This window comes from Actinopolymorpha singaporensis (genome assembly GCF_900104745.1).
In the GTDB taxonomy this organism is placed as follows: domain Bacteria; phylum Actinomycetota; class Actinomycetes; order Propionibacteriales; family Actinopolymorphaceae; genus Actinopolymorpha; species Actinopolymorpha singaporensis.
In genome coordinates this window covers 642,241-655,322 of the sequence record NZ_LT629732.1, presented here as the reverse complement: position 1 = coordinate 655,322, position 13,082 = coordinate 642,241, and the positions used below count along the sequence as shown (strand labels likewise).

The 13,082-nt window shown below is 72.2% G+C and carries 11 protein-coding genes; 5 read left to right on the top strand and 6 right to left on the bottom strand.

Going from position 1 to position 13,082, the window contains the following annotated elements; translation table 11 throughout:
- Nucleotides 1–76: 76 nt before the first annotated feature.
- A complete protein-coding gene (locus BLU27_RS03000) occupies nucleotides 77–985 on the bottom strand; it encodes an aldose 1-epimerase family protein (RefSeq protein ID WP_197681648.1) in 909 nt (302 codons plus the stop codon).
- Between the two features lie 112 nt (nucleotides 986–1,097).
- Between BLU27_RS03000 and BLU27_RS02995 the strand changes: the two genes are divergently transcribed.
- Nucleotides 1,098–1,964, top strand: a complete 867-nt coding sequence (locus BLU27_RS02995; protein ID WP_092650345.1) for an SDR family oxidoreductase — start codon at nucleotides 1,098–1,100, stop codon at nucleotides 1,962–1,964.
- Nucleotides 1,965–2,033: 69 nt separating this feature from the next.
- Entirely contained in the window at nucleotides 2,034–3,293 is a 1,260-nt protein-coding gene (locus tag BLU27_RS02990) for an NADPH:quinone reductase (RefSeq protein WP_241827751.1), read from the top strand.
- A 67-nt stretch (nucleotides 3,294–3,360) separates the two neighbouring features.
- Here BLU27_RS02990 and secD read toward each other — a convergent pair whose 3' ends face one another.
- Both secD and BLU27_RS02980 read right to left on the bottom strand, forming a co-directional pair.
- On the bottom strand, nucleotides 3,361–5,772 hold the full coding sequence (secD, locus tag BLU27_RS02985) for a protein translocase subunit SecD (protein WP_092650341.1): 2,412 nt from the start codon (nucleotides 5,770–5,772) through the stop codon (nucleotides 3,361–3,363).
- An 83-nt stretch (nucleotides 5,773–5,855) separates the two neighbouring features.
- Nucleotides 5,856–6,428, bottom strand: a complete 573-nt coding sequence (locus tag BLU27_RS02980; protein ID WP_092650339.1) for a hypothetical protein — start codon at nucleotides 6,426–6,428, stop codon at nucleotides 5,856–5,858.
- A 233-nt stretch (nucleotides 6,429–6,661) separates the two neighbouring features.
- On the opposite strand from BLU27_RS02980, the gene BLU27_RS02975 reads away from it, so the two are divergent.
- Complete coding sequence (locus BLU27_RS02975; protein ID WP_092657084.1) at nucleotides 6,662–7,639, top strand: 1,4-dihydroxy-2-naphthoyl-CoA synthase; 978 nt, start codon at nucleotides 6,662–6,664, stop codon at nucleotides 7,637–7,639.
- A 262-nt stretch (nucleotides 7,640–7,901) separates the two neighbouring features.
- Nucleotides 7,902–8,885, top strand: coding sequence for an alpha/beta fold hydrolase (locus BLU27_RS02970; protein ID WP_092650337.1), 984 nt, complete (start codon nucleotides 7,902–7,904; stop codon nucleotides 8,883–8,885).
- Nucleotides 8,886–8,889: 4 nt separating this feature from the next.
- Here the strand turns inward: BLU27_RS02970 and BLU27_RS02965 are convergent, their stop codons facing one another.
- Complete coding sequence (locus tag BLU27_RS02965; protein ID WP_157728181.1) at nucleotides 8,890–10,107, bottom strand: GNAT family N-acetyltransferase; 1,218 nt, start codon at nucleotides 10,105–10,107, stop codon at nucleotides 8,890–8,892.
- A gap of 159 nt (nucleotides 10,108–10,266) precedes the next feature.
- Here BLU27_RS02965 and BLU27_RS02960 point away from each other — a divergent pair, with 159 nt between their 5' ends.
- Nucleotides 10,267–11,355 (top strand): zinc-binding dehydrogenase, encoded by a 1,089-nt coding sequence (locus BLU27_RS02960; RefSeq protein WP_172804852.1) that lies wholly within the window; start codon nucleotides 10,267–10,269, stop codon nucleotides 11,353–11,355.
- Nucleotides 11,356–11,418: 63 nt separating this feature from the next.
- Here BLU27_RS02960 and BLU27_RS02955 read toward each other — a convergent pair whose 3' ends face one another.
- Both BLU27_RS02955 and BLU27_RS02950 read right to left on the bottom strand, forming a co-directional pair.
- Nucleotides 11,419–12,192, bottom strand: coding sequence for an ABC transporter permease subunit (locus tag BLU27_RS02955; RefSeq protein ID WP_157728179.1), 774 nt, complete (start codon nucleotides 12,190–12,192; stop codon nucleotides 11,419–11,421).
- Nucleotides 12,189–13,040: an ATP-binding cassette domain-containing protein gene (locus BLU27_RS02950; RefSeq protein WP_241827750.1), complete on the bottom strand. Its 852-nt coding sequence runs from the start codon at nucleotides 13,038–13,040 to the stop codon at nucleotides 12,189–12,191. The genes BLU27_RS02955 and BLU27_RS02950 overlap by 4 nt, the downstream gene beginning before the upstream one ends.
- Between the last annotated feature and the right edge of the window lie 42 nt (nucleotides 13,041–13,082).

The following is a 13,082-nucleotide window of genomic DNA, read 5'->3' as shown; positions in this document are numbered from 1 at the left end:
GTCGGTCCAGGGTGTCCAGACCCTAGAGGTCCCCACCGACAGGCCGGACAGGAACAGCCGGAGTGACGCTGCCGGCTCAGATCGCGGCGATCGTCCAGCCGACCTCGTGCCGCTGGCCCGGGGCGAGGACCACCAGGTCGGTGCCGGAGTTGAACGCGTCCGGCGGGCAGGTCATCGGCTCCACCGCCAGCCCGGACCGGTCGAGCTCGGCCTCGGGGCGGTCGGCGGTGTGCACCTGCACCCACGGGCAGCCGGCGTCCCAGCGCAGCTCCACCCCGTACCCCTCGGCCGTGCGTACTCGCGCGCGGACCACCCCGTCCGGTTCGGCGGCGAGCGCGGTGTAGGCGTGGTCGAGGAAGGTCGCCCCGATCGTCCTCGGCGTACGGAAGTCGTAGTCGGTGCCGGCCACCTCGGCCAGGCCCCGCGGCACCAGGCGGTCCTCGGTGACCTCGAGGTACCTGCCGGCAGGAAGCTCCAGCGACCAGTCGTCGACCCGGCCAGGCCCGGCCACGAGGTAGGGGTGCGGCGCGCAGCCGAAGGGCGCGTCGACGTCGCCGGCGTTGACCGCGGCGACCGTGCAGGCCAGGCCCGCCTCCGAGAGTTCGTACGTCGCCCGCAGGTCGAGCAGGAAGGGGTAGCCGGTCTGCGGGAACAGCCGGTGCGCGAGCTCGACCCGCTCCGGGGTGCGGTCGACGACCTGCCAGCTCGACCAGGCCACCAGTCCGTGCAGCGCGTTGTGCCGGTCGGGTTCGGTCAGCGCGAGCTGGTAGCTCTGCCCGCCGAACTCGTAGGTGCCGTCGATGACGCGGTTGGGCCACGGCGCGAGGACCGCGCCGCGAAAGACCGGGCGTACCTCGTCGGCGGCGAACCCGGCGACCAGGTCGCGCCCGTCGTGCCGCAGCTCGCGCAGCGTCGCGCCGACCTCGGTGACGGTCGCCGTGTAACCCGCCGCGCTGATGGAGTGTTGTTCGCCGCTCGCCTGCACGTGATGGTCCTTCCTCAGCGTGGTCCTTCGGACGAAACCATCCTGCCCTACGCCGATCTTGCCCGGCTCCGGCTCCGGGTGGCGCGCGGGCGAGTTGGGTAGGTTGAACCGCATGGCCGAGCCGACAGGAACCGAGCCGACAGGAACCGAGCCGACAGGAACCGGACCCACGGGGGCGGAGCCCACGGATGTGGAAGCCGACGCCGAGCTGATCGGCGCCGTGCTGACCGGCGCCGAGCTGACGGGGAAGGGCGCGATCGTCACCGGCGGCTCACGCGGCATCGGCCGGGCGATCGTCGAGCGCCTGGCCCTCGACGGTGCCGAGGTGGTGTTCACCTACCGGAGCGACGAGGCGGCCGCGACCGAGGTGGTCTCGAAGGTGGCGGCGGCCGGTGGAGTCGCCCATGCGGTACGCATGGATCTGGTCGACGCGGCCCAGGTCAGGGCGCTGTTCGCGGAGGCCGAGCGGCTGCTCACCAGGCTGGACATCGTTGTGCACAACGCGGTCGCGGTCCAGGTCAGCGAACGCACCACGCTGGCGCTGACCAGTGACGACGACTTCGACGTGATGGTGACCGCGAACGTCCGCGGCGCGTTCGTCGTACTGCAGGAGGCTTCCCGGCGGGTCCGCGACGGCGGTCGGATCATCACGATCTCCACGCTCAACACCCAGGTTCCGGTCGCCGGCAACGGGCTCTACCAGGCAGCCAAGGGCGCGATCGAACTCCTCACCGTCACCGCGTCCAAGGAACTCGGTGGCCGTGGGATCACCGTCAACATCGTTTCGCCGGGCGCCACGGACACCGACCTGCTGCACGCGTCGAACCCGCCGGAGGCGCTCGCCGCGATCCCGAAGATGACGGCGCTCGGCCGCCTGGGCACCCCGGACGACATCGCGAACGTCGTCGGCTTCCTCGCGCGTTCGGAGTCCGGCTGGCTGACCGGGCAGAACATCCGCGCCACCGGCGGCCTTCCCTGATGGGACCGCGCTGATGGGACGTGCGTACGCGGGTTTACGGCCGGGCTTCGGCCCGAGGAGGCGGGCCCGGTGACGGGGCGCAGCCTGCTCGGCCCGGGCGACGAGGACGACGACCCCGCCCCGAGCGGACCCGCACACCCTGATCCCGTGCGCCACGACCCAGTACCTCCGGACCTCGTAGGTCCGGATCTCGTAGGTCCGGATCTCGTCGGCCCGGATGCTGTACGCCCTGGGCCGCCCCGGCTGCCGGATCCACCTGGACCGCCCCATCCGCCCGACCGGCCGGGGGAGTACGAGGGTCCCGGGTACGACCCACCCGGCGCGCACGTCGGCGGAGTACCGGTCACGATGCGCGCGGCGTACGTCGACCGGCTCGGTCCGGCCGAGAACATCCGGGTGGGCGAACTCGTCGTACCCGCCCCGGCTCCGGACGAGGTGCTGGTCCGGGTGGAGGCGGTGGCGGTCAACCCGGTCGACACCTACATCCGTTCGGGTCGCTACCGGACTCCGCTGCCGGGGTTCCCGTTCGTGGTCGGCCGCGACCTGGTGGGCGTGGTCGAGACGTGCGGCGCCGCGGCCGAGGCGTTCGTGCCGGGGCAGCGGGTGTGGACGAACGGACTGGGGTACGCCGGACGGCAGGGCGCGGCGGCCGAGTACGCCGTCGTCCCCGTGGATCGGCTCTACCCCCTGCCGGACGGGCTGGATCCGGTTCGGTCGGTGGCGGTGTTCCACCCGGCGGTCACCGCGTACCTCGGGCTGTTCCGGCACGTCGGTGGCGTCGGCCCCGGGGACACGGTGGTGGTCGGCGGCGCCGCCGGCAACGTCGGAAGCTGCGTCAGCCGCCTCGCCGCGTTCGCCGGTGCCCGGGTGATCGCCCTCGCCCGGACAGAGGACGCCACCTGGTGCCGAAACCACGGCGCGGCCGCCGTCGTCGACTTCCGCGTCGAGGACCTGCGCGACCGGCTGGCCGCGGAGGCACCCGGCGGCGCGACGGTGTGGTTCGACACGTCCGGGCGGATCGACCTGGAGTTCGCGGTGGAGGTCCTGGCCGACCGGGGCGCGGTGGTCCTGGTCGCCGGGCGGCCCGAGCCCGCCGCGTTGCCGATCTCGCCGTTCTACCTCAAGTCGCTGCGGCTGCTCGGCTTCGTGATCACCACCGCGCCTGCCGCCGAGCTGGCCGACGCCGCGCGGGTCGTTTCGGCCCACCTCGCCGCGGGGCGCCTCGACGTGCGGATCGGCGAGGTGCTGCCGCTGGACCAGGCGGCCCACGCCCACCAGCTGGTCGAGCACCGCGTACGCGGCCGGGTGATCCTGGTGCCGCGGACCTGACCACACCAGGTCCGCGGCACCAGGGTCACGGCACAGGCGACGGCTCACCGGGACCGGAACGGCCCGCCTACACGACGGCGCCCCTACCCGACCGCTGCGCCCGCTTCCGCGCCGCCTTCGCCGGCGACTTCGTACGGACCCGCGGCGGCCCGGTGCCACTCCTCGCCTGCAACTCCACCGCCAGCGGCGTCGCGGTGAAGCTTGAGGAGTACGTACCGACGAACAACCCGACCAGCAACGCGACCGCGAAGTCGGTGAGCGACTCTCCACCCAGGATGGCGAGGGCCGCCAGGATGAACATCGCGCCCAGCCCGGTGTTCACCGTCCGCGGCACCGTCTGCAGGACCGCGAGGTTGGCGTTCCGCGCGAACGGCGTCTTCGGGTTGCCGGCCCACAGCTCGCGTACGCGGTCGAACACCACCACCGTGTCGTTGACCGACAGGCCGATGATGGTGAGCGCGGCGGCGAGGAATACACCGTCGATCGGCTTTCCCAGCCAGGCGAACAACCCGGTCACGATCACGATGTCGTGGAGCATCGCGAGCACCGCCGCGACGCCGAACGTCCATCGGAACCGGATCGCGAGATAGACCATCTGCGCGAGCAGCGCGACCCCGAGCGCGATCAGCGCCTTGACCCGAAGCTCGTTGCCGAGACTGGGACCGATCAGTTCGTCGCGTTGCTTGGTGACCTTGCCGCCGAGTTCGCCGAGGGCCCGCTGGATCTCCAGCGCCTGTCCGGTGCTGAGCTCGCCGGTGCGGACGGTGATGTTGTCCCCGTTGGACTCCTGGACCACCGCGCGGGGGAAGCCGGCGTCGGTGACCGCCTGCCGGGCGGCGTTCACGTCGACGGGCTTGCTGGTGGAGTACTCCACCAGCCGTCCGCCGGTGAACTCCACGCCGTAGTCGAGCCCGCGGACGACGATCCCGGCACCGGCCACGATGACCACCAGGGCGCTGAGCGCGAGCCACAACCGGCCCCGCTTCATCAGGTCGGGACTGCGTTCGATCAGCCAGGTGCGGACCCGCCCGATCGAACCGAGCCCGGTGATGCCCGGGCGGTTGTGCACGAACGTACGCCGGACGGCCCAGTCGGTGAACAGCCGCGCCACCACCAGCGCCGACACCATCGAGGCGAGCACACCGATCGACAACGTGACGCCGAAACCGCGGACCGGACCGGAGGCCAGGAAGAACAACAGCCCGGCGGCCAGCAGCGTGGTGACGTTGGAGTCCAGGATCGCCGACCACGCACCCTTGTAGCCGCGCGTCAGCGCGGTGGACAGGCCCTTCTGCGGGTTGGCGGCGTACTCCTCCCGGGCGCGTTCGAACACCAGAACGTTGGCGTCGATCGCCATGCCGATGGCGAGCACGAACCCGGCCAGGCCGGGCAGCGTCAGGGTGGCGCCGAGCGCGACCAGGATGGCGTACGAGATCAGCGCGTAGCAGGCCAGTGCGACCGTGGCCAGCGTGCCCATCAGCCGGTAGACGACGATGATGAACAGCCCGGTGAGGGCCAGGCCGATCACCGCGGCCTTGGCGCTCGCCTCGATCGCCTCGGCGCCGAGCGTCGGGCCGACGGTGCGCTGCTCGATGATCTCGACCGGCACCGGGAGGGCGCCACCCTTGATCAGTACCGCGAGCTCCTGCGCGGACGCCTGGTCGAAGTTGCCGGTGATCTGGGTGCTGTCGCCGGGCATACCGACGTTGCAGCCGATGCTCGGATCGACCTGCGGTGAGGAGATCACCTTGTTGTCCAGCACGATCGCGATCCGCCGGGTCGGGTCGCCGGGCTGCGCGCACGCGGCCTTGGCGGTGAGTTCCTTCCACGCGCCGCCGCCCTTGCCGTTGAAGTCGATGGTGACGAACCAGCCCAGGCCCTGCTGCGGGTCGGTCGCTCCGGCCGCGTCCTTCACACCTTCACCGGTCAGCGCCGAGGGGCCGAGCCGGAGCCGCTGGCCGCTCTCGTCCCCGAGGATGCGTTCGCCCGCCTTGGCCTTCTCCGCAGGCTGGGCGATGCCGAGGACCGGGTGGAACGTCAACTGCGCCGTACGGCCGATGGCCTGCTCGGCCTCGCGTGGGTCCTGCACGCCCGGAAGCTCGACGATGATCCGGCGCTCACCGGACCGGGTGAGGTTGGGCTCGGACACACCGAGGGCGTCCACCCGGCGGTTGAGGACCTGCAGGGCACGGTCGGTGGACTCGGCGTTCGCCTTGGCGGTCGGGCTGTCCCGGGTCTCCAGGACGATCTGGGTGCCGCCGCGCAGGTCCAGGCCGAGCCGGGCCGGGGTGCTGACGGCGAAGTACAACGCGAGAGCGAGGACGCCGAACGTCAGCAGGGCGCGGAGGAGCGGTGCGCGTGAACCCGGTGGCCGGGACGCTGGTCTGTTCCTGGACTTGGTGGCGGACGCGGACGAGCGTGCGCGCGCCGACGAGCGGGCGGACGCGGACGGGCGTTCGGGCGTGGAATCTCCGGACACGGTGGCTCCGAGATGGTGTGGCGGGACTGGACGCGGACGCCTGCGCGCGATGCCGCACCGGCTGGCGGTGCGGTGGCCGCGGTTCAGGCTGCGTGCGGTCCCGGTGGCGCCCGGACGCCGGTGCCGCCGAGGACGGCCGGAGCATGACCGATCCGGTCACGGTCGGTGGAGGCGTGGCCGGCCGGCCCGTACGAGTCGGGCCGGTCGGTGGAGACGGCCCACGCCGTCGGATGGGCGGTGCCTGAGCCGTGGGTGTACCCGCGGGCGGCGGTGGCGCCGTGGGTGGGCCGGGTGAGATGCGTGGCCCGGGTGGCGGCCTGGACGGTCCGGTCCGCTCGGGTGGCCGACCGCGCCTGCGATTGTTGGGACTGCGACTGCTTCGACTGCGACTGTGACTGGGTACGGCGGGAGGGGGCGCGCTGGCGCTGCTCCGTGCCCGCCGACCCGCCGGTCTGGCCGCTCGCGGTGCTGATCGCCCGGTGCGCGGTCGTGGCCATGGGCGCGCCGCCGGCGAACAAACCGGCACAGACCGCTCCGGACAGGAGCAACCCCACCAGGACGGCCCAGGTCCGCGCCAGCCTCGCCGGAGAGGTGGGGCCGGCGGACGGCGACGCGGGCGCCCCCGAACGGGACACGGCGGTCGACGTGCGCGCCACGGCGGGTCCCTCCGGTCGGTTCGGTCGGCGGTACGGGTGTCGGCCGTACGTGCTGCTGGGGTGCTGCGTGGTGGTTCGGCCGCCCTGCGGCTTTCGGCACCGGTGAGGACCAGCGTCCCCGGGAAGTGGTCAGTCTAGGCATGTGTCGGCCGGCGGAGCGCCCCCGCGCGTCCGAGCCGCTCGGCGGCGGTGGCACGATCGACGCAAGGGACGCGGAGCGAGAGGCGGTAGGCATGGCGGCGGGGTCTGCGGGGTCTGCGGGATCGGTGGCCGGGGACGGTTCGACGGCCGGCGGTGACCGGGTGTCGGAGCTGTTCGACCCGGCGGCGTGGAAGCCGGTCGACGGGTTCGACGACCTCACCGACGTGACCTACCACCGGGCGCTGGACCAGGGGACGGTCCGGATCGCGTTCCACCGGCCGGAGGTCCGCAACGCGTTCCGCCCGCACACCGTCGACGAGCTCCATCGCGCGCTCGACCACGCTCGCACCACCCCGGACGTGGGGTGTGTGCTCCTGACCGGCAACGGTCCCTCACCCAAGGACGGCGGCTGGGCGTTCTGCTCCGGTGGTGACCAGCGCATCCGGGGCCGCTCCGGCTACCAGTACGCCGACGGCACCGGCGGCGACGCCGGGGGGACGGCCGACCGGGCGCGGCTCGGCCGGCTGCACATCCTCGAGGTGCAGCGGCTGATCAGGTTCATGCCGAAGATCGTGGTCTGCGTCGTACCCGGCTGGGCTGCGGGCGGTGGGCACAGCCTGCACGTGGTCGCCGACCTCACCCTGGCCAGCCGCGAGCACGCGCGGTTCAAGCAGACCGACGCCGACGTGGCCAGCTTCGACGGCGGGTTCGGGTCGGCCTACCTCGCCCGCCAGGTCGGGCAGAAGTTCGCCCGGGAGATCTTCTTCACCGGCCGCGCCTACGACGCGGAGGAGGCACACCGGATGGGCATGGTGAACGCCGTCGTTGCGCACGCCGACCTCGAACGCGAGGCCCTGGCGTGGGCGCGGGAGATCAACGGCAAGAGCCCCACCGCGCTGCGGATGCTGAAGTATGCCTTCAATGCGGTCGACGACGGGCTGGTGGGCCAGCAGTTGTTCGCCGGTGAGGCGACCCGGCTCGCCTACATGACCGACGAGGCGCAGGAGGGCCGGGACGCGTTCCTGGAGAAGCGTTCGCCCGACTGGTCCGAGTTTCCCTTCTATTACTGAGTTCTGAACGGGTTTCCGGCGACTGCTGTTCGTCAGGGCGGGGATTTTCGCCGGCCCGTTCTGTGACCTCCACCGCGTTGTGCCGTTGGGATCTGCCTAGCCGAACCCGCGGTCGTGGTGTTTTTGGTGTGCCGATCCCCCGGTCGGCCTAGCCTGATCCGTAAGGATCCGGGGCGGACAACGAGGTCACCCTGGATCCGTTGCGGAGTGGTCGCGGAGTGACTGGTGTGGGGCTCGAGCCGTCCGGGGGAGGCGCTGCCCTGTGCAGGAAGCCGCAGGCGTCTTCGAACGCTCGGGCTCTGCTCTTCGCTACCGGATGGCGGGCCCGGGAGACGGCCCCGTGGTGGTCCTGGGTGCCGGCCGCTGGCTGGACCACCGGATGTGGGATCCGCAGCTGCCGGCGTTGTGGGAAGCGGGATACCGCACTCTCACCTGGGATCTGCCGTCGCCGCGGCCGTGCGAACGCCGGACCTTCGGACGAGGACTCTTCACCCGCAGGGAATCCGAGCGTCCGCCCGACGCCGTACCCGACGTGTCCGTCCCGGTCGAGTCGGTGCCGATCGACCACGTACGCACGTATCCCATGCCTGTCGTCAAGGAGAACCTGACGGTACGCGGGCTGGCGGAAGCCCTGCTGGAGTTGGTGGATCGGCTCCGCGCGCACCGTCAACTCGTTCTTGTCGGCCATTCCTTCGGCGCCCAGGTTGCCCAGGAGGCCGCGTTCCTGCGTCCGGAACGCGTGGCGGGGTTGGTCGTCGTCGCGGCGCGCTGTCTCACCCTGCCGCGCCGGCCGTGGCCGATGTCGTGGCCGGTGCCGGCGCACCGGTCGGCGGGGCTCGCGGCAGTCGCCTTCGCGACGCGTTCGGTCGCCCGCATCCGGCAGGGGGCCGCCCGTGCGGCGGGGATCGACGCGGCGACCCAGACCCACGCCTACACGGCGATGGAACGCCTTGACAAGTCGCGGTTGACACAGGTGTGGGGCGCGGGTGTGGCAGCCGTTCACCCCGAACCCGGCTACCGGATCAACCAGCCACTGCTGCTCGTACGCGGTGAGTTCGACCGGACGAGCCGGCTCGGCCGGCAGGCCCGGCGGTGGCTCGACCGGGACCCGCGTGCGGAGTACGAGGTGGTGGAGCGGGCCGGCTACCTCGCCAACCTGGACAACCCGCGGGCGTTCAACCGCCTGCTGCTGGAGTTCCTGACGGCCCGGCATCCGGCGCCGCGGGTCCGTACTCCCCGGCCGTAGGGACTCACCGAGCCGTCGAGCGGGCCCAGGCGCGCACTGCCGCCTCGCCTCGCAGGACAGCGCTGTTCAGGTCGGCCGCGGAGACGGGCTCGCCCCGGGCGCCGGTTCTCAATCGGGCCCGTGCCTCCCACACTCCGTCGGCGTACCTCGTCAGCACCGGCAGGCCCGCCCGCGCGAACAGTCGTTCCGTACCTCCCGGACCCCCCGGACCCGCCGAGCGCGCCGGACCCGCGTGCCCCGTCCGGTCGGCCGTGCTGACCGCGACGAGTTCGGTCACGCCGTCGGCGAGGGCGCGGCGGGCCAGACCCCGGACGAGAAGGGTGCCGATGCCGCGCCGTTGCCAGCCGTCCTCCACCAGCAGTCCGACCTCGTGCGCCCCGCCCGGCGCGCCCGCCCGATCGTGAGGCGGGTCCTGTGGCAGGCACTGGGCCATGCCGACCAGCTGGCCGGACTCCGCGAACGCCAGCAGGGAGAAGCCCTCCGGGGGCGCTGCGAGGCGTTCGAGCCAGCGGACCGGCAGCCGCTCGCCGTCGTCGGCGACGAACCTCGCCTCCCGCGCCGACCGGCTGCACCGGGCCAGCAGATCGGCGACGTGACCGGCGTCCTCCGGGCCGCCGAGCCGGATCCGCAGCCGGGACCCGTCCGTCAGCACCACCCGGCCACCGGCGTTCGCCTGGTCGCGGGCGACGACGGCGGCCACGGCCACCAGCCGGTCCACGCGGGCGCGTTCCACCCAGGTGAACGGCGCCCACTCCCGGCGAACGACGACGAAACCGCGCCGGCCCGGCCACCCGACGGTCAGGTGATGCGGTGAGTCCGGCGGCGGCTGCCCGCACAGGTCCGCACTGTCGGCGCCGACGAGCCGGCACAAGAGCGCCGGCAGCGCAGCGGGGTCCTCGACCAGGCGGGCGGCCAGGGTGAGGGCCTGACTCGGTCCGTCGACGAGTTCCTGCACCCGTGCCCGGCGTACGCGTACCGGCTCCGCACCGCCAGAGCCGTCAGTGCCGCCAGCGCCGCCCGTACCCGCGAGCACCTGCGCGAGGTCGCCCGCCTCGATCGCCTCGGGCACGTCGACGAACAGGTCGTCGTGCACGTGCTCGAGGTCGCAGCCGTGGACGTCGATGCCGACCACGTTGCCGCGCACGGCGCCGAGCGCCGTGGCGAGCTGGGCCAGCTTGCCGGGAATGTCGCGGACTCTGGTCCGCACCTGCCACAAGGTCACCACGTCAGGATGCGGTCGCCATGTTTCGGGCCGGGGTCGGCCAGTGTTGCGGCCAGGCAAAATCCGCTGGATACGATGCGCGACGAGAGCCGGTTCGCCGTGGATGCCCACGAACGCACCGAACCGGCCCAGCCCCCCGAATTCCTGCGAAGGAGACCGATGCGCGCCGCGAGGATGTACGGCCGGCAGGACCTGCGGATCGAGGACGTCCCCGCGCTCGGCAGCCCTCCGCCCGGCTGGGTCCGGCTGAAGGTCGAGGCGGCCGGGATCTGCGGCACCGACCTCGAGGTCTACCTGAACGCCCGCCGGTCCGAGGAGCCGCCGCTGGCCGAGCGCGAACCGCTGACGATGGGCCACGAGTCCGCCGGGGTGGTCGTGGAGGCCGGGCCCGGAGTGGACCTGCCGGTGGGCCGGCGGGTCGCGGTCGAGGGCCACCTGTTCTGCGGGGAGTGCTTCTGGTGCCGGCGCGGCGACTACGCCCTGTGCGTGAGCCTGCGGTCGACCGGCCAGGGCGCCGACGGGGGACTGGCCGAGGAGATGCTGGCACCCGCGCGCATCTGCCTGCCGTACTCCGACGCCCTCACCCCCGAAGAGGCGGCGGTCACCGAACCCACCTCGGTCGCGGTGCGCGCGGTGCGGCGTTCGCGGCTGGAACCCGGCTCGACGGTCGCCGTCGTCGGCGGCGGAACGATCGGGCTCCTGGTGGCCCAGGTCGCCCGGCTGCGCGGCGCCGAACGCGTCGTCGTGGTGGAGCCGGTGGCCGAACGCCGCGCGCTCGCCGAACGCCTGGGTGTGGACCGCGCGGTGAGCCCCGACGAGGCCGAGGACGCGCTGAAGGAGCTGACCGACGGCGTGGGTCCGGACGTGGTGTTCGAGGCGGGCGGAAAGCTCGCGGCCGTACGCAGTGCCGTGCAGTGGACCCGCAAGGGCGGCCGGACGGTCCTGGTCGGCGTCAGCGGCGACACCCTCGACCTGAACCTCATGTCGTTCCTGCTGGGCGAGAAGGAACTGATCGCCTCGCTGTCGCACACCTACGATGTCGACTTCCCGGAGGCGATCGGGCTGCTGGAGTCCGGGAAGGTCGACGTGCGCCCGCTGATCACCGACCGGATCGGCCTGGACCAGGTGGTGACGCACGGGTTCGACGCCCTGCACCGCGAACCCGCCGCCCACCTGAAGGTCGTCGTGCTCCCCAACGGCCGGCCGGACCGGATCCTTCACGGCGCGCCTGGGCAGGTCGGCGCCTAGTGGGCGGAGTCGTGGCCCGCTTGGTCGAATCCGGCTGGATCGCGGCTGAGGCACCTCCGGATCTCAGGCGTCCCGGGAGCGGAACACCGCGAAGGACACCATCAACAGGACGGCGGTGAAGCCGGCCATCAGGCCCAGCCCTGTCCAGGGGGCGAGTCGTTCCGCGTGGGGGACGGTGGTGGTGACCTGGAGGCCGGCCGAGATCGGCCAGTACGTGGTCACCCAGTCTCCGACGGCGTCGGGCATGAGCCTGGGCCCGATGATGGGGATGACGAAGTTGACCGCCACCACCACGGTCGTGGCGGCCATCGTGTCGCGCAGCAGGGAGCCGAACGCCACGCCGGTGAGGCCCACCAGGACCCAGATCAGCCCCATGCCGACGACGGCCCGCAGCACGCCGGCCTGGCCGAGCGCGGCGGGCGGGGCCCCGGCGGCGCTGATCACGGTCTGGCCGAACAGAAAAGCGCCGAAGGCGGCGATCTCCCCCGTCACAAGGGCGATCAGGCCGAATGTCCAGACCTTGGCGGCCAGCAGCCGTCCTCGCCGTGGGACCACGGTCAGGCTCGTGCGGATCATTCCGGTGGCGTACTCGGAGGTCACCACCAGCACGCCGAGCGAGCCCACGGCGATCTGGACGAACAGGAACCCGCCGTACATGCTGATGTAGGTGGCGTCGAACGCCGCTCCCGCCCCTCGGTAGCCCCTGCTCGCGCCGTTGGCGGTGAGGGCGCCAGCGCCCACCATCACGGCGACAGTCGCCAGCAGGATGGCGACGTTGGACGGGATCGTGCGGAACTTGGTCCACTCCGACCGCATGGTGCCCGCCATGGCGCTCATACCGCACTCGCCTGGAACTCGACGCTGTCACGGGTCAGATCCATGTATGCCTGCTCCAACGAGCGTTGTGGTGTCAGCTCCGTGAGCACGACCCGGGCGGCAAGCGCGGCCTCGCCGATCCTCCTCGGCTCCAGCCCGGTGACGACGAAGGAGCCGTCGGTACCCTGCTGGACGGAGCCGCCCGCCTCGACCAGGTGAGGGACGAGCCGGTCCTGGTCGTCCGCCCGCACCAGGACGTTGGAGCCCTGCCGGACGAACTCGCCGATTCCGATGTCCGCGATCAGTCTTCCCTTGCCGATGACGATGAGATGGTCGGCGGTCTGCGCCATCTCACTCATCAGATGGCTGGAGACCAGGACCGTGCGCCCTTCGCCTGCCAGTCCGCGCATCAGCTCCCGGATCCACCTGATGCCCTCGGGATCCAGGCCGTTGACCGGTTCGTCGAACAACAGCACCTTCGGGTCACCGAGCAGCGCCACCGCGATTCCGAGCCGTTGGCTCATGCCCAGGGAGAAGGATCCGGCCCGTTTGCGTGCCACCGATTCCAGCCCGACCAGCTGCAGCACCTCGTCCACCCGCTTGTCCGCGATGCCGTTGGTCTGGGCGAGGCAGCGGAGATGGTTGCGGGCCGTACGCCTGCTGTGCAGCGCGCGGGCGTCCAGCAGGGCGCCCACCTCGCGCATGGGTCTGGCCACGCCCACGTAGCTGTGGCCGTTGACCGTCACGGTCCCGGCATTCGGCCTGTCGAGGCCGAGGATCATTCTCATGGTGGTCGACTTTCCCGCTCCGTTCGGGCCGAGAAAGCCGGTGACCCGGCCGGGCTCGACGGCGAACGTCAGATCGTCCACGGCTGCCCTGTCGCCGAAACGCTTCGTCAGTCCGTCTATCCG